Genomic DNA, 19,510 nt, shown 5'->3' on the forward strand with positions numbered 1-19,510 from the left:
ACAAGCAGATGACCGACGGCCGATGCCCCGTGTCGCACGCCGACCCCGCCGCACCGCACCGCCTGGACCCCACCGGGGCGCGCCAGCACGCGGTGAACGAAGAGCTGCGCGCCCGCGGGGCCGCGGTCCCGGTCTTGCTGCCCGGTGACGTACCGGCGTACGCCATCACCCGGCACGAGGAGCTGAAGGACTTCGTCACCCACCCCGACGTGGCCAAGAACGCCTGCCACTTCGCCGCGCTGCGGAACGACGAGCTCCCGCCCGGCTGGCCGATGCGGACCTTCGCCACCGTGCGCGGCATGATCACCGCGGATGGCGAGGACCACAAGCGGCTGCGGTCCCTGGTGACCCGGGCGTTCACCCCGCGCCGGGTGGAGGCGCTGCGCCCGGTGGTCCACGAGCTGACCGGCACGCTGCTCGAGCGGCTGGGCGAGGCCGCCGCGGCCGATCCGGACGGGGTGGCCGATCTGCGCCGCCACTTCGCGCTGCCGCTGCCCATGAGCGTGATCTGCCAACTGCTGGGCGTCGACGACCACTACCAGGACCGGCTGCACGAGCTCTCCAACGAGATCGTCTCCACCCAGACCTCGCCCGAGCGGGTCCCGGCCGCCAACCGCGAGATGGTGGCGATCCTCGGCCAGGTGGCCGCCGCCCGGCTGCGGGACCCCGGGGACGATCTCACCAGCGCGCTGATCGCGGTCCGTGAGGAGGACGGCGACCGGCTCAGCGAGGAGGAGCTGATCGGCACGCTGATGCTGACGATCATCGCCGGGCACGAGACCACGCTCAATCTGATCACCAACGCGGTGCGGGCGCTGTGCAACCACCGCGATCAGCTGGATCTGGTCCGGTCCGGGGCCGCGAGCTGGAGCGATGTGGTCGAGGAGACGCTGCGGTACGACAGCCCGGTGTCCTTCTTCCCGTTCCGGTACGCCACGAGGGACCTCCCGGTCGGGGACGCGGTCATCCCGAAGGGCGCGCCCGTGCTCGTCTCGTACACCGCCGCCGGGCGCGACGAGCGGGCGTACGGCCCGGACGCCGGCCGCTTCGACGTCACCCGGGGCGCGCGCCATCTGTCCTTCGGCCACGGCGCCCACTTCTGCCTGGGCGCCCCGCTGGCCCGTATGGAGGCCGTGATCGCCCTCGAGGCCCTTTTCACCCGCTTCCCCGCGCTGGATCTGGCGGTCCCCGACGAGGAGCTGGTCCCCCACCCCAGCTTCGTCGGCAACAGCCCGCGGCGGCTGCCCATCCGGCTGGGGACGCCCTGGGTGCCTCACAACGGCTGACGAGGTGCGCTGAGGGCAGCGTTGCCTACGGGAAACGGCGGGGATGCGGTCGGGTAACAGGCACCCCGCAGGCTTCCTGGCATGGAGTCGTACAGGGAGCCGACGAGCCCGAGCCGCCGGGTGGTGATCGTCGGCGGCGGCATGGCGGGTACGCGGCTGGCGCAGCAGCTGGCTGTGCGCGGCGCGGGCCCGGGCTCGTGCGCCGTCGAGGTCACGATCATCGGCGAGGAGCCGCACCCCGCGTACAACCGGGTGCTGCTCGCCGAGGTGCTCGCCGGGCGGTACGCCCCGGAGGTCATCGCGCTCCCCGCGCCCGCCGCCGGGGTGCGGCGGCTGAGCGGGGTGCGGGTGGTGCGCATCGACCGCCCCACGGCGGAGGTGGTGTGCGACGACGGCCACCGCGTGCCGTACGACGCGCTGGTGCTGGCCACCGGCTCCAACCCGGTGCTGCCGCCGCTGCGCGGTCTGTTCGAACCGGATGGCCACGGTCACGGCCACGAGCTTCCGGACGGCGTCCACGCCTTCCGCACCATGGACGACTGCCTGGCCCTCGGCGCCGCCGTACGCCCCGGGGCGCGGGCCGTCGTCATCGGCGGCGGGCTCCTGGGGGTCTCCGCCGCGCGTGCGCTGGCCCAGCGCGGTGCCCAGGTGGTCCTGGCGCAGCAGGGCGAGCACCTGATGGAGCGCCAGCTGGACCCGGGCGCGTCGGGGGTGCTGCGGCGGCATATGGCCGCGCTGGGCGTGGAGGTCCACACGGAGTGCCGCGTCCGTGGTCTGCGCACGCGTGCGATGGGCGCGGGGCGCTTGGTGAAGGCCGTCGAACTCGCCGACGGATACGCCCTGGAGGCGGACCTGGTCGTGCTGGCGTGCGGGGTCCGGCCACGGGTCGGGCTGGCGGTGGCCGCTGGGCTGGAGGTGGCGCGGGGGGTCGTGATCGACGACGAGCTGCGGACGAGTGATCCGCGGGTGTTCGCGATCGGGGACTGCGCGGAGCACGCGGGGGTTGTGTACGGCTTGGCGGGCGCGGCGCAGGAGCAGGCGGACGTGCTGGCGCTCGTACTTTCCCCCACCCCGCCCCTCCCCGAACCTATGGGGTCCCACCCCCCAGCCCCCCGGGACTCCGCCCCAGCCCCCCACAAGGGCTCCGCCCTCGAACCCACCCGGGGCTCCGCCCCAGCCCCCCACAAGGGCTCCGCCCTCGAACCCACCCGGGGCTCCGCCCCAGACCCCGACCAGGGCTTCGCCCTCGGGCCCGCACTCGGGGACCGGTTTGTGGGCAATCGTTCCGCGGAGGGGGCACCTCCCAGCGGTAGCTGGGGGAGGAACGGGTGGGCACAAACCGGCCACCGGGCCGCACCCGGCGACGAAACCCCGACCCGGCACACGGACACCGCACCCGGCGACGAAACCCCGACCCGGCACACGGATACCGCACCCGGCAGCGGGACCGGGCCCCGGTACCGCGGCACCCGTACGCTCACCCGGCTGACGCTCACCTCGGCGTCAACCCCCGGCCCCCTCGATCTCGCTGCCTTCGGCAACCCCACCCCCGCCCCCGGCGACGACGTCATTCACCTCACCGACGCCACCCGCAACACGTACCGCAAAGTCGTGGTCCGCGGTGACCGCCTGCTCGGGGGCATTCTTCTCGGCGATCTCGGCACCGTTGGCGCGCTCGCCCGTACCTGGGAGAGCGATGAGCCGCTCCCCGCCACCACCCCCTTGCTCCACCTGTTGACCAACGATGGAGGGTCCTGACGATGAGCGCATCGAACTCCCGACAAGCCAATGCCGCACCCACCATCGTGCTCATCGGCCACGGCATGGTCGGCCAGCGGTTCCTCGAAGCGCTGGCCGAGCGTAAGGTCACGGAGACCGCCCGCGTCGTCGTGTTCTGCGAGGAGCCCCGCCCCGCCTATGACCGCGTCCAGCTGACCTCGTACTTCTCCGGGCGCACCCCGGACGAGCTCTCCCTCGTCGAGGACGGCTTCATGGCGCGCCACGGCATCGAGTTGCGCCTGAACGACCCGGCCCAGGTCATCGACCGCGACGCCCGCACCGTGACCAGCCGGTCCGGGCTGACCGTCGCCTACGACACGCTCGTGCTGGCCACCGGCTCGTATCCGTTCGTCCCGCCCGTGCCCGGCAAGGACAGCGACGGTTGCTTCGTCTACCGGACCGTTGAGGATCTGCTCGCGATCGAGGAGTACGCGAAGGACCGCTCGTCCGGCATCGTCGTCGGCGGCGGGCTGCTCGGCCTCGAAGCGGCCGGTGCGCTCAAGGGGCTCGGGCTCACCACCCACATCGTGGAGTTCAACCCGCGCCTGATGGCCATCCAGGTGGACGAGGGCGGCGGCGCCGCGCTGCGCCGCACGGTCGAGGACATGGGCCTGATCGTGCACACCGGCGTCGGCGGTAAGGAGATCACGGCGGACGGCGACGGCGCGGTCACCGCCATGACGCTGTCCGACGGCTCGTCCATCGACACCGACCTCGTCATCTTCTCGGCGGGCGTACGCCCGCGCGATCAACTGGCCCGCGACTGTGGCCTGGAGGTCGGCGAGCGCGGCGGCATCGCGGTGGACGAGACGTGCCGCACCAGCGATCCCGCGGTGTACGCGATCGGCGAGTGCGCGCTGGCCGCCGACGGCCGGGTGTACGGGCTGGTCGCGCCCGGCTACGAGATGGCCGAGGTGGCGGCCCGCGAGATCGCCGATACGCCGGACGGTGCCGCCGCCGGAGGCGAGGGCTTCACCGGCGCCGACACCTCCACCAAGCTCAAGCTCCTCGGCGTCGACGTGGCCAGCTTCGGCGACGCCCACGGCACCGCCGACGGCTGCCTGGACGTCGTCTACTCCGACTCCCGTACGGGCGTCTACAAGAAGCTCGTGGTGGGCGCCGACGGCGCCCTCCTCGGCGGGGTGCTGGTCGGCGACGCCGAGGCGTACGGCATGCTGCGCCCCCTCACCGGCTCGGTGCCGCCCGTGAGCCCCGAGCAGCTCGTCCTCCCGGCGGGGCTCGGCGCACCCGCCGCCCTCGGCCCCTCCGCGCTGCCGGACGAGGCGGTCATCTGCAACTGCCACAACGTCACCAAGGGCGCGATCCGTTCGGCCGTCACCGACCACCACTGCGCCTCCGTCCCGGAGGTGAAGAAGTGCACCAAGGCGGGCACCGGCTGCGGCAGTTGCGTCAAGGCGCTCACCTCGCTCGTCAACGACGAGCTTGAGGCGAGCGGGGTCAGCGTGGACAAGGGGCTGTGCGGCTGCTTCGCGTACACCCGCGCCGAGCTGTACGAGATCGTCCGCACCCTGCGCATCACCAGCTACGCCCAGCTGCTGGACAGCCACGGCCGGGCGGAGGCCCGGGAGGGCGACGGCTGTGAGGTGTGCAAGCCCGCCGTGGCCTCGATCATCGCCTCGCTGGCCCCGACCCTGGGCGCGAGCGGCTATGTGCTGGACGGCGAGCAGGCGGCCCTCCAGGACACCAACGACCACTTCCTGGCCAACCTCCAGCGCAACGGGTCGTATTCGATCGTCCCCCGGATCCCCGGCGGGGAGATCACCCCGGAGAAGCTGATCGTCATCGGCGAGGTGGCCCGCGACTTCGGGCTCTATACGAAGATCACCGGCGGTCAGCGGATCGACCTCTTCGGCGCCCGGGTGGACCAGCTCCCGCTGATCTGGACGCGGCTGGTGGAGGCCGGTTTCGAGTCGGGCCACGCCTACGGGAAGGCGCTGCGCACCGTGAAGTCGTGCGTGGGCCAGACCTGGTGCCGCTACGGAGTGCAGGACTCGGTCCGGATGGCCATCGACCTGGAGCTGCGCTACCGGGGGCTGCGCTCACCGCACAAGCTCAAGTCGGCCGTCTCCGGCTGTGCCCGCGAATGCGCCGAGGCGCGCGGCAAGGACTTCGGCGTGATCGCCACCTCCAACGGCTGGAACCTGTACGTGGGCGGCAACGGCGGGGCGGACCCGCGCCACGCCGATCTGCTCGCCCAGGACCTGGACGACAAGGAGCTGATCCGGCTCATCGACCGGTTCCTGATGTTCTACATCCGCACCGCGGACCGTCTGGAGCGCACCTCGGCCTGGCTGGAGCGGATCGAGGGCGGCCTGGACCACGTCCGCGAGGTGGTGGTCGAGGACTCGCTGGGGCTGTGCGCCGAGCTCGAGGCGATGATGGCCGACCATGTGACCGGCTACCGCGACGAGTGGGCCGAGACCCTGGGCGACCCCGAGCGGCTGCGGCGCTTCGTCTCCTTCGTCAACGCGCCGGGCGCGCCCGATCCGACGGTGAAGTTCGTGCCCGAGCGCGACCAGGTCAAGCCGGACCTGACGATCCTGTCAGGACCCACCCTCCCCGTCCGTACTCTCGAAGGGACTGCCAGCCGATGACCATGGCACCCATGACGCCCAGGACGCCCATGTCGCCCATGGCAGCCGAGCGGACCGCGGTCCGCGTGGAACTCCTCGTCGACCAGCGGTGGTTCACCGTCTGCGAGCTGACCGACCTCACCCCCGGGCGCGGGGTGGCCGCCCTGCTGCCGGACGGCGCCCAGGTGGCGGTCTTCCTGGACCGCTCGGGGCGCGTGTACGCGATCGCCAACCGCGACCCGTTCACCGGGGCGTACGTCCTCTCCCGGGGGCTGCTGGGCTCGGCGGGCGGGCGGCCGTTCGTCGCCTCCCCGCTGCTGAAGCAGCGCTTCGACCTGGCGACGGGGCGGTGCCTGGACGACGAGGGGGTCGTCGTCCAGGCGTACGCGACCCGTACCCGGGCGGGCGCGGACGAGAGGTCAGCCCAGGTCGCGTGAGACGAAGTCTCGGCCCAGGTCGCGTGAGACGAGTGTCAGCCCAAGTCTCGTGAGACCAGCACCCCGCACTGGACGGGGTCGCTCGCACAGCCCGCTGTCCCCGCGGCGAGCACACCCTTCGTCCCGGGGACGCCCGCGACCCCGAGCACCGTGGACATCTCGCTGTGCTCGGTGACGTCGGCGGGCAGTTCCTCGGTCGCCCACCGCGTACCGGTCCAACGGGCCAGTATGGAGTGGGGGTTGCCCGGGGCCCAGCCGGCGATCCACAGCCGCCCGGCGCCGTCCGCGCCCGCGGCGTTCGCCTCGCCGACGGGGAGCGCGGGGAGCGACTGCCAGCGGCCGCCGGTCCAGCGGGCGGCCATGGTGGCCGTGGGCGACTGCGGGTCGTTGGTCTTCCCGACGACATAGACCGAGTCACGGCCGGTGGCCACGGCGTGGTTGGCCACCCAGCCGGTCGGGTGCTCGCCGGGGGCCGGCACCTCGCGGACCGTCCAGCCGCTGCCGTTCCAGTGGTACAGCAGCGGTACGGACACCTCGCCGGTCATGGCGTTCGCGGTGACCCATACGTCGTCCGGGCCGGTGCCGGTGATGTCCCAGGGCTGTACCTCGCCACCACCGGGGGCGGCGGGGAGGGACGCCTTCTCCCACCCGGAGCCGGTCCAGCGCTCCAGGCGGGAGACCTGGGCGCCGCCGTTCGGATCCCAGTCGAAACTGGTCAGCCAGGCCGACTTCGGGCCGAACGCGGCCAGGTCGCCGACGAAGCTCAGCGACCCCTCCCCGGGCGCCGCGTGGCCGACCTTCGTCCACTTCTCGCCGTCCCAGTGCTGGAGCACGATCGGCGCGGAGGTGTTGTCGGCCAGGCTGCCGGCCGCCCAGGCGTCGTCGGGCGCGGTGGCGGCGACCTTCTCCAACTGGGCGGGCTTGCCGTCAGTGGAGGCCGCGGGCACGTCCGCCCATGTGCTGCCGTTCCAGTGCCTGATCAGAGGGGCGGGCCCATCGGCGCCGTCCGTCGTGCGGCCCACCGACCAGGCGTCCTTGGCGCCGGTCGCGGCGACGTCCCAGAACTCCCGCGAGGCGGTCTGGCTCAGCGGTGTCCGCAGCTTCCACGGGGTGTCGGCGCGGGCCGCCCGGTCGGACGAGGCGCTGGGCGCGGCGCCGGTCGTGGCATTCGCGGGGGTGCCGAGGGTGGTGAGCGTGCCGAGTGCGACCGCGCACACCGCGACCGCCGTGCGCAGCCGCGTCCGGCGGGTTCGGGGCCGTCCTGCGGATCTGTCCATGACCATCCTTCTGCTCGGGTGGGGTTCTGAGGGGTCTGAGGGGTCTGAGGGGTCTCAGAAGTCTCAGAGGTCTCAGAAGGAAGTGGCCGCCGCCCGGCCGTTCTTACAGCGCGCCCCGGCCGGTCATTCAGGGGCCTTCAGCTGCCGGTCGGTCCACTCCGACTCCACCGTGGCGGTGTAGTTCACCACCGTGCCCGCGGTGAGCCCCGCCTCGGCGGCCTTCGCGTTCGGTTTGGTCAGCACCTCCTGGTCGGACAGCAGGGCCCCGGTCGCCGGGTCCACGATCAGCTCCGACCGCCCGGTCCCGTAGTCGGGCCGGGCGGTCGCGGGCAGGGCGAAGCCGGCCCCCTTACGGCCCAGCGGGTCGGTCACCTCGCCGAGCGACCTGATGCCCGGCAGATCCGCGATGACGCGGTACGCGGCGGCCCGGACCCCGGGCGTGACCGGGAGGCCGATCAGCCCGGCCGCCTGCCGCCACATCCACTCGGTGCGGCCGGAGATCTCGCTTCCGCGGTCCTCCTCGTACAGGTCCGCCAGAACCCCCTTCAACTTCGCGCTGTCGCCGGGGAGTTTCCGCAGCTCCGCGTAGCTCACATTGCGTGCGCCAAGGGCGGCGATCTTGTCGCCGCCGTTGATCCGTGCCACCGTCGGCCGCTTCCTCGTCCCCGGCTCCAGCCGCAGACCGAGCTTGCCGCCCGACGCGAACGCGGCGAGCGTCACGTCCTTCGGCGATCCGGCGGCCCGCCAGCGCGCCGTGTCGCGCTCGGTGCGGGGCTCGGCGGTGGCGTCGATCCCCGAGACCCACAGGCTCCGCGTACCGGGCCGCACCCCATAGGACCACCGCGAGGTCTCGGACGAGACCACCGCGAAGGTGGACTCGGCCGCGGAGGCGACGCCGATCCAGGACGACCGCGTGGTCGTCTGCCAGTACGTGCCCTCGTCCGCCGTACGGTCCACCCGGGCGGCCACGTTGAGCAGCGCCAGGCGGCCGCTCCCGGCGGTGTGCCGGGGGCCGTCCGTGGAGGGTCCGGCGGTGGCGCGGGAGCCGCGGGTGTCCCGGGCGCCGGAGCCGCCCTCCGGGAGGGTGGCGACGAGCACCCCGGCCGCGGCCGCCGTCGCGGCGACGGGCAGCGCCCACCGCCAGGTGAAGGGCCGGACGGACCGGGACGCCGTCCGCGACTCCGGCGCGTCGGGCCCGCTCGCCAGGATGGTGATCAGGTCGTGCCGGGCGCGTTCCGAACCGGCCAGGCGCTCCGGGTCGAGCTCCGGGGGCCGGGCGTCCGCCAGCGTCTTCATGACATCGGGCCGCTTGCGTGCCATGTCAGTGCTCCTTCACTGTCATTTTTTTCGGGCGGGAGTCGCGAGGGTCGCGAGAGGATCCGGCCGCGTCCACGGCCCGCTCCAGCCGCCGTCTGGCCCGGTGCAGCCGCACCGAGAACGTGGCGGTGGAGCAGCCCAGGACGCGTGCCGCCTGTCTCGGGCCGAGTCCGTGCCAGGCGACCAGCGTCAGCAGTTCGCGGTCGGCGGCGGACAGCCCCGCCAGCGCTTGTAGCGCCACCGCGCGCTCGGCCACCCCCGCGGCCACGTCCTCGACCTGGGCGCCGGAGGTGATGATGCGCTGGGCCTCCCGAGCGGCCAGGTCGTACTGCCTGCCGTCGCGGCGCCGCAGCTCGCGGGTCAGATTGCGGGCCACGCCGAGCAGCCACGGCAGCGGTGGCGTGGGGATGTCCCGCATCCGCCGCCAGGCGACCGTGAAGGTCTCGCTGGTGATGTCCTCACCGACCTGTCGGCCCACCAGGCTGGTCGCGTAGGCCAGCACACGGGGATGACAGTCCTCGTAAAGGTCCCGAAAGCGTTGGGCGTCGGTCACGCCGTCTCCTCATCTCGGCTCTCTCACCATGCAGTGGTCGAGGGCCGCGCTTTCTTACACCGGAGGAGGGGGATCCCACGCGGCGAGATCGCGGGCGGCGCTGCGTAAGCTCAGGAGCTTCATGGGGACGTCCCTCTCTCGCCTCTTCACGTCCGATCCGGTTTTCCGGAAGACTTCTGCAAGGTTCCGAGGGCGCGTCCCCGGGAAGCAAGAGGCGGGGGTGGCTCCCGTCAACGGAGGAGGCGGTAATGGCTACGGAGAGCAGGGGCACCGAGGGCGGCGCCCGGCCCAAGGTGACGATCACGGCCATCGCCCAGGAGGCCGGGGTGTCGGTGCCCACGGTCTCCCGGGTGGTCAACGGCCGTTCGGATGTCTCGCCCGAGACCCGGGCCCGGGTCGAGGACCTGCTGCGGCTCCACGGCTACCGCCGCCGCCAGAGCGCGCCCGGCGACCGCGCCGCCCTGGTGGACCTGGTCTTCAACGACCTGGACAGCCCCTGGGCGGTGGAGATCATCCGGGGCGTGGAGGACGTCGCGCACCAGGACGGGGTGGGCACGGTGGTCTCGGCGATCCACGGCCGCGCGGGCTCCGCCCGGCAGTGGCTGAAGAACCTGCGGGCCCGCGCCTCGGACGGGGTGATCCTGGTGACATCCGTACTGGAGCCGGTGGTCCACGAGGAGCTGCGGCGGCTGAACGTGCCCATCGTGGTCGTCGACCCGGCCGGCTCCCCGGCGCTGGACGCGCCCACCGTGGGGGCCACCAACTGGGCGGGCGGCATGGCCGCCACCGAACATCTGCTGAGCCTCGGCCACCGGCGGATCGGCCTGATCGCCGGTCCGCCGAGGCTGCTGTGCAGCCGGGCGCGGCTGGACGGCCATCGCGCGGCGCTGGAGGCGGCCGGGGCGCCCTTCGACCAGGCTCTGGTCGCGCAGGGCGACTTCTACCACGAGTCCGGTTTCCACGGCTGCGACCAGCTGATGTCCGGGCCCACCCCGCCGACCGCCATCTTCGCGTCCAGCGACCAGATGGCGCTGGGCGCGATCGAGGCGCTGCGGCGGCGAGGGCTGCGGGTTCCGGAGGATGTGAGCGTCATCGGCTTCGACGACCTCCCCGAGGTCCGCTGGTCGGCGCCCCCGCTGACGACGATCCGCCAGCCGCTGGCGGACATGGGCAAGTTGGCCGCCCGTACGGTGTTGCGGCAGGCGCGGGGGGAGGAGATCGAGTCCCCGAGGGTCGAGCTGGCCACCCAGCTGATCATCCGCGCCAGCACGACCCCACCCACCGGGGGCTGATCCCCGGCCCCGCCCGCCGCCGAGGCTTGCCCCTCCAGGCGCCGCCCGCCCGCCGAGGGCTGATCCCCGGACGCCACCCGCCGGGGGCTGGTCCCCGGACGCCACCCGCCGGGTTGATCTCCGGGGGCCGCCCGCCGAGGGCTGGTCCCCGGGCGCCACCCGCCGAGGGCTGATCCCCCAGCGCCACCCGCCGAGGGCTGATCCCGCGGCGCCACCCGCCGGGGGCTGATCCCCCACCCCGCCCCTTCCCGAATCGGGGGCTCTGCCCCCGCCCCTCCGACGGGGCTCCGCCCCCGGACCCCCGCCGGACCCTCCACCCGAGGCTCCGCCCCCGACCCCCGCCGGGACTCCGCCCCCGGACCCCCACCGGGCCCCCGCCGGGACTCCGCCCCCTACCCCCACCGGACCCCCACCGGTCCCCCGCCGGGACTCCGCCCCCGACCCAGCGCCGGGACTCCGCCCCGGACCCCCGCCGCACCCCCGCCGGGGCTCAACCCCCGGCCCCCGCCGGACCCCCCATCCGAGGCTCCACCCCCACACCCCCGCCGGGACTCCGCCCCCGGACTCCCGCTGGACCCCCGTCAGACCCCCGCCGGGGCTCATCCTCCGACCCCCACCGACCCCCGCCGGGGCTCCGCCCCCGACCCAGCGCCGGGACTCCCGCCGGACTCCCGCCGGGGCTCCGCCCCCGGACCCCCACCGGACCCCACCGGGACTCCGCCCCCGACCCCCGCCGAGGCTCCGCCCCCGGGCTCCCGCTGGACTCCCGTCGGACCCCCACCGGGGCTCCCCCCGGCCCCCTGACCCCCGCCGGGATTCCGCCCCCGACCCCCGCCGGGGCTCCGCCCCCGGACCCCCACCGGATCCCCACCGGGACTCCGCCCCCCTGCCCCCGCCGAGGCTCCGCCCCCCGACCCCCGCCGGGGCTCCGCCTCCGGGGCCTCTCGAGCGCCCTTCGGGCGTGTTCCAAGCGCCGGGCGGGCTGGATTTCCAGCCCGTCCGGCGTTTGAGGACCGGGGTCCGGGGCGGCGTCCCGGCGGGGGTGTGGGGGCGGAGCCCCCGCAGTGGGGGCCGGGGGTTTCCCCCGGTTCGGGGAGGGGCGGGGTGGGGAACGAAAGCCGGTCGCCGCCGCACCCCTTGACACCGCATCAGCACCCCCATACCTTCCACGCAACCGCTTCCGAGAATTATCGGGCTACTTCCGGAAGGCACACGATGCGCATACCTCGGTCAAGGTCCACCCTTCGTGCGTCCACCCTGGCAGCAGCCGTGCTGCTGGTCGGAACGGCACTCGCCGGCTGCGGAAGCAGCGGCCCCGGAGGTTCGGACGACGACTCCCTCGACGTCTGGGTCTACCAGGACGCCTCGACCAAGGTGCAGCGCGAGGTCGTCAAGCGGTTCAACAAGACCTCCGACATCAAGGTGAAGCTCACCCAGGTGCCCGGTGAGGGCTACTCGGACAAGATGCGCACCTCCATGGGCACGCCCAACGCCCCGGACGTCTTCTTCAACTGGGGCGGCGGCAGCATCAGCGACTTCGTCAAGAAGGACATGCTGCTCGACCTGGACCCGGCGATGGCCAAGGACGCGGAGCTGAAGAAGGCGTTCATCCCCACGATCCTCGACGCGGGCGCGATCGACGGAAAGCACTACGGGATCCCGATGCGCGGGATGCAGCCGGTGATCCTCTTCTACAACAAGGACGTCTTCGAGGACGCCGGGGCCCAGCCCCCGAAGTCCTGGGACGATCTGTTGAAGCTCATCGACACGTTCAAGGGCAAGGGCGTCGCCCCGTTCGCGCTGGCCGGCACCGACGCCTGGACCGAGCTGATGTGGGTGGAGTACCTGGTGGACCGCTACGGCGGGGCCGGGGTGTTCCAGAAGATCCAGAGCCAGGGCATGGCGGCATGGGACGACCCGGCGGTGCTCAAGGCCGCGCGGACGGTCAGGGACCTGGTCGACCGGGGCGCGTTCGGCAAGAACTACAAGTCGGTCAACTACACCGCCGACGGGGCCTCCACCCTCTTCGCCAAGGGCAAGGCGGCCATGCATCTGATGGGCAGCTGGGAGTACGCCAACCAGAAGGCCAACCAGCCCGCGTTCGCCAAGTCGGGGCTGGGCTGGACCACCTTCCCGGCGGTCCCCGGCGGCAGCGGTGACCCCAAGAGCGTCGTCGGCAACCCGACCAACTACTGGTCGGTCAACGCCAAGGTGAAGGGCGACAAGCAGAAGGCGGCGATCGAGTTCATGAAGTTCGCGGCGAAGCAGGACTACTCCAAGGACCTGATCGCCAACGGGGACGTCCCCACCACCTCCGACGCCACCTCCCTGCTCGCCGAGCACGAGAACCCCGACTACGCGCGGTTCCAGTACGACCTGGTCAAGCAGGCCCCCGACTTCACGCTCTCCTGGGACCAGGCGCTGCCCGCCAAGTACACCCCGCCGCTGCACACCGCCGTGCAGAAGCTGTTCAACGGGCAGCTCAGCCCGGCCGGGTTCATCGACGCCCTGAAGGGCATGTGATGGCGGACGCCGCGAAGTCCGGCGGCCGGGCGAGCGTCGGGCGGGCCGGGGTCGGCCGGCCCGGCGTCGTCTGGGCCCTCCCCGGCGCGCTGTTCTTCGTCTTCTTCGCGGTGGCCCCGATGGTCCTGGTCGGCGCCCTCGCCTTCACCGACTGGGACGGCATCGGCACCCCGAGCTGGACCGGGATGAGCAACTGGTCCCGGCTGTGGGACGACCCGGAGACCCATCAGGCCATCTGGCTCAGCCTGATCCTCACCGTACTGACCTGGGTGTTCCAGACCCCGCTCGCGCTGCTGCTGGGCGTCTGGGCGGCCGGTCGGCAGCGCAACCGGGCCGTGCTGTCGGCGATCTTCTTCCTGCCGCTGCTGGGCTCCTCCGTGGCGCTCGCGCTGGTCTGGAAGTCGCTGCTGGACCCCAACTTCGGTCTGATCGCCGACATCGGGCCCGCCCTGGGCTTCGCCGACGGCGATCTGCTCGGCAGCTCCAAGGGCGCCTTCGGGGCGATCCTCTTCGTCACCGCCTGGCAGTTCATCCCGCTGCACACGCTGATCTACCAGGGCGGCGCCCGCGCCATCCCGCGCTCGCTCTACGACGCGGCGGCGATCGACGGCGCCGGGACCGTACGGCAGTTCTTCTCGATCACCCTGCCCCAGCTGCGCAACACCATCGTCACCTCTTCGGTGATCATGGTGGTGGGCGCGCTGACCTTCTTCGACACCGTCCTGATCCTCACCAAGGGCGGGCCGGGCACGGACACCACGATCGTGCCGTACCTGATGTACAAGAACGGCTTCCAGGCGTTCGACCTCGGCTACGCCAGCGCGGTCGCCACCATCCTCGTCGTCGTCGCCACCACCGTCTCGCTGCTGCTGGTGCGGCTCACCGGCTTCGCCGCGATGCGCAGCACCCGGGAGGGGATGTGACCGACGTCCTGCACGACCACCCGAATCCCCGTCCGAACCGCCCCCTGAACGGCGTCCGTACGCCGAACAAGACCCCGGCGGCCCCTCGCCCCCGCCTCCGCCGCCGGGGTCTGCCCCGCGCCAACTACCCGGCCGGGCTCGGTTCCCTGATCTGGCTCGGCATCGTCGGACTGCCGCTGTACGTCCTGGTGGCCGCCACCTTCCAGACCCGTGACGGCTATATCGACGACGGCCCGCTGGCCCTGCCCGACCATCCGACGCTCGCCAACTACCGGCGGGTGCTGCGCTCCGACTTCCTCTCCTACCTCCTCAACACCGCGCTGGTCACGGCCGTATGCGCGGCGATCGTGATCACGCTGTCGGTGACCGTCGGCTACACCGTCGTCCGCGCCCGCGGCCGCGCCTCCCGCCGGATCTTCCAGATCTTCCTGCTGGGTCTCGCGATCCCCTCCCAGGCGGTGGTGATCCCGGTCTATCTGGTCATCACCAAGCTCCACCTCTACGACACCCTGCTCGCGGTGATCCTGCCGACGGCCGCCTTCTCCCTGCCGGTCAGCGTGCTGATCCTGGTCGGCACGATGCGCGACATCGACGAGGAGCTGTACGAGTCGATGGCGCTGGACGGGGCGAGCCCGACCCGGGTGCTGCTCCAGCTCGTGGTGCCGCTGTCGCGGTCCGGGATCTCCACGGTCGGGGTGATGTCGGCCCTGCACGCCTGGAACGGCTTCCTCTTCCCGCTGCTGCTCACCCAGTCCAAGAGCAACCGGCTGCTGACCCTGGGGCTGTACGACTACGTGGGCGAGTTCCGGGTGGACACCCCGGCGCTGCTCACCGCCGTGGTGCTCTCCATCGTCCCGATCTTCCTGGTCTATCTCTTCGCCCGCCGTCAGCTGATCAGTGGACTGATGGGCGTGGGCGGCAAATAGGCCGCCCACGCGCGGCCCCCACGCCGTTCCCGGGCCGCGCGAGCCGTTGTCCCACCCCCGCCGTCCTTCCCCGACAAGGAGCTTCATGCCTCAGCCCTGGCAGGACACCTCCCTCTCCGCCGAGGACCGCGCGGCGGCCCTGCTCTCCTCGATGACGCTGGAGGAGAAGCTGGCCCAACTCGTCGGCGTCTGGCCGGGATCCGAGGCCGAGGAGGGCGAGGACGTCGCCCCGCTCCAGCACGAGGTGTCCGAGGCCGTCGACCTCGACGGCCTCCTCCCGCACGGCATCGGCCAGCTGACCCGCCCCTTCGGCACCTCCCCCGTCGAACCGGCCGAGGGCGCCGTCGCGCTGGCCCGCCTCCAGGCCCGGATCGCCGCCGGGAACCGCTTCGGGATCCCGGCGCTGGCCCATGAGGAGTGTCTGACCGGCTTCTTCGCCTGGCGCGCCACCGTCTTCCCCACCCCGCTCGCCTGGGGCGCGTCCTTCGACCCGGCGCTGGTGGGGCGGGCGGCCGAGCTGATCGGCGGTTCGCTGCGGTCGGCCGGTATCCACCAGGGTCTCGCCCCGGTGCTGGACGTGGTGCGGGACGCGCGCTGGGGCCGTACGGAGGAGTCCATCGGCGAGGACCCGTATCTCGTCGCGACCATCGGCACCGCGTACGTCCGCGGCCTGGAGTCCACCGGGATCGTCGCCACCCTCAAGCACTTCGCGGGCTACTCCGCCTCCCGTGGCGGCCGCAACCACGCACCGGCCTCCATCGGTCCCCGGGAACTGGCCGATGTCATCCTGCCGCCCTTCGAACTGGCGGTACGGGACGGGGGCGCCCGCTCGGTGATGCACTCCTACAACGACCTCGACGGGGTGCCCTCGGCCGCCAACCCCTGGCTGCTGACCGAACTGCTCCGCGACACCTGGGGCTTCACCGGCACCGTCGTCGCCGACTACTTCGGGGTGTCCTTCCTGGAGCTGGCCCACCGGGTGGCCGACAGCCGGGGCGGCGCGGCCGGGCTCGCCCTGGCGGCGGGGGTGGACGTGGAGCTGCCCGCGGTGCGCTGCTTCGGCACCCCGCTGCGGGACGCGGTACGGGCCGGGGAGGTGGACGAGGCGCTGGTGGACCGGGCGGCGCTGCGGGTGCTGCGGCAGAAGTGCGAGCTGGGGCTGCTGGACGAGGACTGGTCGCCGGTGCCGTCGGCGCTCGCGGGGGCCGTGGACCCCGCGGGACCCGCCGACCTCGATCTCGACCTCGACCTCGATCTCGATCCCCCGGAGATGCGGGCCGTCGCACGGGAGCTGGCCGAGGAGTCGGTGGTGCTGCTCGCCGACGACGGCGATGTGCTGCCGCTGGCGCCGGACGCCCGGATCGCGGTGGTCGGCCCGCTCGCCGACGACCCCGCCGCCATGCTCGGCTGCTACACCTTCCCCCGCCATGTCGGGGTGGAGCACCCCGGACTGCCCCTGGGCATCGAGGTGCCGACGCTCCTCGCCGCACTGCGCGCCGAGCTGCCCGGTGCGCGGATCACCCATGCCGAGGGGTGCGCCGCGCCCCGCCCGGCCGCGTCCGCCGGGGACGCGGGGGGCGTGGCCTCGGCCGGTGCGGCGGCGCTCACCGCCGAGAGCCGGTTGGCGCAGGCCGCGAGGACGGCGGCGGACGCGGATGTGTGCGTCGCGGTACTGGGCGACCGCTCGGGTCTGTTCGGCCGGGGCACCTCGGGCGAGGGCTGTGACGTCGCCGACCTCGAACTCCCCGGTGAGCAGGGGGCGCTGTTGGACACGCTGGTGGCCACCGGCACCCCCGTGGTGCTGGTGCTGTTCACCGGACGGCCGTACGCCCTCGGCCGCTGGTCGCGCCTGCTGGCCGCCGCCGTGCAGGCGTTCTTCCCCGGTGAGGAGGGCGGCCCGGCGGTCGCCGGGGTGCTGGGCGGGCGCGTCAACCCCTCGGGCCGGCTGCCGGTGAGCGTTCCGTACACGTCCGGCGGCCAGCCCTGGACATACGCACAGCCGCCGCTCGGTCTCGGGGGGAACAACGCCAGCTCGATCGACCCGACTCCGCTGTTCCCCTTCGGCCATGGGCTGTCGTACACCTCGTTCGCCTGGGAGCGCCCGGAGGCCGACGCGACCGATGTGCCGACCGACGGCGAGACCACGGTCCGGCTGACCGTACGCAACACCGGTGACCGGGCCGGCACGGAGGTCGTTCAGCTCTACCTCCACGATCCGGTGGCCCGTATCACCCGGCCGGTGTCCCGGCTGATCGGCTACGCACGGGTGCCGCTGCGGCCGGGCGAGTCCGCCGAGGTCCACTTCTCCTTCCATGCCGACCTCGCCTCGTATCCGCTGGGCGCCGATGGCACGAGGGTGGTGGAACCGGGCGCCCTGGAGCTGCGGCTGGCCTCCTCGAGCGCCGACTCGGGCGTACGGCACACCGTGCCGCTGACGCTGACCGGGCCCGAGCGCACGGTGGACCACCGGCGGCGGATGGTGTGCGAGGTGCGGGTGAAGTAGCGAGGCGGAAGGGCGCCCGGGGCCGGTTCGCCCCACGAGGCGGAGGGGGGCCGGTTCAGACCGGCCCCTCGCCCTTCTCCACCAGCGACCAGGCGTGGGCGAACAGTTCGGGCAGGGTGCGGGTGGGCAGCGGCAGCGGATTCTCCAGCCGCCCGTTGTAGGAGCGCCCCAGCCCGATCAGCTCCGCCTTCCACGCCTCCATGGGCTGGTACGGCTTCTTGGCGTGGATCCACTCGCCCGGCAGGAAGACCTGACGGCCCGCCCGGGGGCGCTTGTCCTCGGTGACGAGGCCGCGCTCGACCAGCGTGGCGGCGGCCTTCTGGTGCCGGGCGGTCTGCCATCCGTTCCAGGTGCGGACGTTGCGGTCGGTCGGCGCGGGCAGGGCCAGCAGCTGGAGGTAGAGCGCGGCCGCGTCCTGGTCGACGCCGAGCGCGTCGGCGACCCGCGCCACCAGGTCCGGCGCGGAGGCCGCCGGGTTGGACTCATACGCCCCGACCGGCAGCGACGCGCCCGCGACCCGCTCGACGATGCGCGCGCAGACCGGGCCGCGCAGCCACTCCACGGCGTCCAGCTCCCGGCGGCCGACTCCGGTCGCGGACGCCGCCGACAGCCGCTTCGAGCGCTCGTCGTCCCCGTAGAAGGCCGGGCGGAAGTACAGGCGGGTGGCGTTCCGGTACCCCCGGCGGTCGATCGCGCCCTCCGCACCGACGGTGAGCCCGTCGTCCACCGTGGCGACGTCCAGCCTCTCCGGCCCGGCGTACGGGCGTCCGCCGAACACCTCGCGCAGCGCCGTGATCGGCTCGTTCTCGCCGTGCCGGAAGAAGCCCGCGTCCAGCAGCAGTTCCGGGTGGTTCAGCCGTTCCCCGATCAGACCGACGAACCCGGGCACCCCGTCGCGGACCGGATCGCCCGCGGGCAGCTCGGCGTAGATCCAGGGCAGGTTGCGGACGGCGCCGCTCAGCAACTCCTCGAACCGCACGATCTGCCACCGTTCGTCGGCCGCGGAGCATCCGTAGTCGGTCCTCCGCAACCAGGTGTCGAGGTCGGCGCGGAGCGTGGGTTCGCCCGCGGGGTCGGTGAACGCGGCGCAGAAGCGGCCGGCGGTCAGCGGGAACGGCCGCATCTCGACGACCGCGCCGAACGTGCGCTCCGGCACCGTGGTCCGCCGCCCGTACCGTGCCCGCCACGCCTCGGCGAGCCGCTCGGCCACCGGCCGCATCCCTCCCGGCTCCCACAGCTCGGCCGGGTCCTCCGGCAGCACGTCCGCCAGCAGCTCAAGCCGCTCCGCCGGGCCGACCCGCGCCAACTCGCTGTGTGCGTCCTCCGCTTCGGCCGTCTTCAGCCGCAGCGTCGCCCGTTCATCGGAGTCGAGGAGCGGACGGTAGCTCAAGCTGACCATCCCGGCCAGCGCGAGCGACGCCACCGCCCGGCCCATCCCCGTGCCGTCCATGAGCAGGGCCACGGCCTCCCGGTCCCACGGCACCGGCCCGCGCTCCCGCACCAGCGCCACCAGCCGCCGCAACTGCTCCGCGCTGCCCCAGCCGCGCGGCACCTCGGCGACCTCCTCGACCTCCCCCAGGCTCGGCGGCTCCGCGTCCCCCGTCCGCAGCTCGACGAACCGGCGCCGCCCCTCACGGCTCCGTCCGACGCTGACGGCCGCCCCGCGCCCGTCGCGCACCGCCGCCCGTTCGGTGACCACGGTCCCGGTGCGCAGCCGGGCGGCCGGATCGGCGAACGGGCTCTCCGCCCACATCTCCAGCAGCGCCAGCTGCCGTTCGCGCCGCTCGGGGCGGGTGGACGCGACGGCGGCCCGGAGCGCCACGGCCCCGATCCGCCCGATGAACCGCGCCCAGGACCCCTCCCCGGCGATCCCGGGCCCGTCCTCGCCCTCGGGGCCGGGCGGATCCCACGCCCCGGTCAGGAACCGGCCGGTCCGCTCCATGCAGGCCAGCGTCCCGGTCCGCCACATCCCCGTGCCCTCGATGAGCCCGCCCAGCGCGGGCACCACGCGCTGGTCATCCACGGCCGTCCAGGCGGCCTCCCCCGTCGCACACACCATGGGGAGATCATCGCCCATGGGTCCGACAGCGACCCACCCGC

13 protein-coding genes are annotated in these 19,510 nt (G+C 73.3%); 9 read left to right on the forward strand and 4 right to left on the reverse strand.

The window, feature by feature from the left end; all coding sequences use genetic code 11:
* Positions 1-8: 8 nt before the first annotated feature.
* The 4 genes from ACJX2R_RS19095 (at position 9) to nirD (ending at position 6,096) form a co-directional block, all read left to right on the forward strand.
* The gene (locus ACJX2R_RS19095; RefSeq protein ID WP_413101111.1) at positions 9-1,286 is read left to right on the forward strand and encodes a cytochrome P450 family protein; all 1,278 of its coding nucleotides are present in this window, start codon (positions 9-11) and stop codon (positions 1,284-1,286) included.
* A gap of 120 nt (positions 1,287-1,406) precedes the next feature.
* Positions 1,407-3,044, forward strand: a complete 1,638-nt coding sequence (locus tag ACJX2R_RS19100) for an FAD-dependent oxidoreductase (RefSeq protein ID WP_413105897.1) — start codon at positions 1,407-1,409, stop codon at positions 3,042-3,044.
* A 2-nt stretch (positions 3,045-3,046) separates the two neighbouring features.
* The gene (gene nirB, locus ACJX2R_RS19105) at positions 3,047-5,680 is read left to right on the forward strand and encodes a nitrite reductase large subunit NirB (protein WP_413101112.1); all 2,634 of its coding nucleotides are present in this window, start codon (positions 3,047-3,049) and stop codon (positions 5,678-5,680) included.
* 11 nt (positions 5,681-5,691) lie between these two features.
* Positions 5,692-6,096, forward strand: coding sequence for a nitrite reductase small subunit NirD (nirD, locus tag ACJX2R_RS19110; RefSeq protein ID WP_413101113.1), 405 nt, complete (start codon positions 5,692-5,694; stop codon positions 6,094-6,096).
* A 35-nt stretch (positions 6,097-6,131) separates the two neighbouring features.
* Here the strand turns inward: nirD and ACJX2R_RS19115 are convergent, their stop codons facing one another.
* From ACJX2R_RS19115 to ACJX2R_RS19125, 3 genes are all read right to left on the reverse strand, one after another.
* Positions 6,132-7,373, reverse strand: a complete 1,242-nt coding sequence (locus ACJX2R_RS19115) for a hypothetical protein (protein WP_413101114.1) — start codon at positions 7,371-7,373, stop codon at positions 6,132-6,134.
* A gap of 123 nt (positions 7,374-7,496) precedes the next feature.
* Entirely contained in the window at positions 7,497-8,693 is a 1,197-nt protein-coding gene (locus ACJX2R_RS19120; RefSeq protein ID WP_413101115.1) for a CU044_5270 family protein, read from the reverse strand.
* 1 nt (position 8,694) lies between these two features.
* Positions 8,695-9,243: an RNA polymerase sigma factor gene (locus ACJX2R_RS19125; protein ID WP_413101116.1), complete on the reverse strand. Its 549-nt coding sequence runs from the start codon at positions 9,241-9,243 to the stop codon at positions 8,695-8,697.
* 248 nt (positions 9,244-9,491) lie between these two features.
* Here ACJX2R_RS19125 and ACJX2R_RS19130 point away from each other — a divergent pair, with 248 nt between their 5' ends.
* The 5 genes from ACJX2R_RS19130 to ACJX2R_RS19150 all read left to right on the forward strand — a co-directional run bounded on the left by ACJX2R_RS19130 (position 9,492) and on the right by ACJX2R_RS19150 (position 17,410).
* Positions 9,492-10,535 (forward strand): LacI family DNA-binding transcriptional regulator, encoded by a 1,044-nt coding sequence (locus ACJX2R_RS19130; RefSeq protein ID WP_413101117.1) that lies wholly within the window; start codon positions 9,492-9,494, stop codon positions 10,533-10,535.
* 1,215 nt (positions 10,536-11,750) lie between these two features.
* Positions 11,751-13,058 carry an ABC transporter substrate-binding protein gene (locus tag ACJX2R_RS19135; protein WP_413101118.1) on the forward strand — a complete coding sequence of 436 codons (1,308 nt, stop codon included), beginning with the start codon at positions 11,751-11,753 and terminating at the stop codon, positions 13,056-13,058.
* The gene (locus ACJX2R_RS19140; RefSeq protein WP_020871487.1) at positions 13,058-13,981 is read left to right on the forward strand and encodes a carbohydrate ABC transporter permease; all 924 of its coding nucleotides are present in this window, start codon (positions 13,058-13,060) and stop codon (positions 13,979-13,981) included. The genes ACJX2R_RS19135 and ACJX2R_RS19140 overlap by 1 nt, the downstream gene beginning before the upstream one ends.
* A 110-nt stretch (positions 13,982-14,091) precedes the next feature.
* A complete protein-coding gene (locus tag ACJX2R_RS19145; RefSeq protein WP_210950310.1) occupies positions 14,092-14,907 on the forward strand; it encodes a carbohydrate ABC transporter permease in 816 nt (271 codons plus the stop codon).
* 85 nt (positions 14,908-14,992) lie between these two features.
* Complete coding sequence (locus tag ACJX2R_RS19150) at positions 14,993-17,410, forward strand: glycoside hydrolase family 3 N-terminal domain-containing protein (RefSeq protein WP_413101119.1); 2,418 nt, start codon at positions 14,993-14,995, stop codon at positions 17,408-17,410.
* Positions 17,411-17,465: 55 nt separating this feature from the next.
* Here ACJX2R_RS19150 and ACJX2R_RS19155 read toward each other — a convergent pair whose 3' ends face one another.
* The gene (locus ACJX2R_RS19155; RefSeq protein ID WP_413101120.1) at positions 17,466-19,469 is read right to left on the reverse strand and encodes a hypothetical protein; all 2,004 of its coding nucleotides are present in this window, start codon (positions 19,467-19,469) and stop codon (positions 17,466-17,468) included.
* Positions 19,470-19,510: the final 41 nt, after the last annotated feature.

This window comes from Streptomyces sp. Inha503, assembly GCF_047215865.1.
Classification (GTDB): Bacteria; Actinomycetota; Actinomycetes; order Streptomycetales; family Streptomycetaceae; genus Streptomyces; species Streptomyces lycopersici.

Excerpts from the sequence above, each read along its gene's own strand:
- ACJX2R_RS19095 (WP_413101111.1), top strand. The coding sequence starts at position 9 with ATGACCGACGGCCGATGCCCCGTGTCGCACGCCGACCCCGCCGCACCG.
- nirB (WP_413101112.1), top strand. The coding sequence starts at position 3,047 with ATGAGCGCATCGAACTCCCGACAAGCCAATGCCGCACCCACCATCGTG.
- nirD (WP_413101113.1), top strand. The coding sequence starts at position 5,692 with ATGACGCCCAGGACGCCCATGTCGCCCATGGCAGCCGAGCGGACCGCG.
- ACJX2R_RS19115 (WP_413101114.1), bottom strand. The coding sequence starts at position 7,373 with ATGGACAGATCCGCAGGACGGCCCCGAACCCGCCGGACGCGGCTGCGC.
- ACJX2R_RS19120 (WP_413101115.1), bottom strand. The coding sequence starts at position 8,693 with ATGGCACGCAAGCGGCCCGATGTCATGAAGACGCTGGCGGACGCCCGG.
- ACJX2R_RS19130 (WP_413101117.1), top strand. The coding sequence starts at position 9,492 with ATGGCTACGGAGAGCAGGGGCACCGAGGGCGGCGCCCGGCCCAAGGTG.
- ACJX2R_RS19135 (WP_413101118.1), top strand. The coding sequence starts at position 11,751 with ATGCGCATACCTCGGTCAAGGTCCACCCTTCGTGCGTCCACCCTGGCA.
- ACJX2R_RS19140 (WP_020871487.1), top strand. The coding sequence starts at position 13,058 with ATGGCGGACGCCGCGAAGTCCGGCGGCCGGGCGAGCGTCGGGCGGGCC.
- ACJX2R_RS19150 (WP_413101119.1), top strand. The coding sequence starts at position 14,993 with ATGCCTCAGCCCTGGCAGGACACCTCCCTCTCCGCCGAGGACCGCGCG.
- ACJX2R_RS19155 (WP_413101120.1), bottom strand. The coding sequence starts at position 19,469 with ATGGTGTGTGCGACGGGGGAGGCCGCCTGGACGGCCGTGGATGACCAG.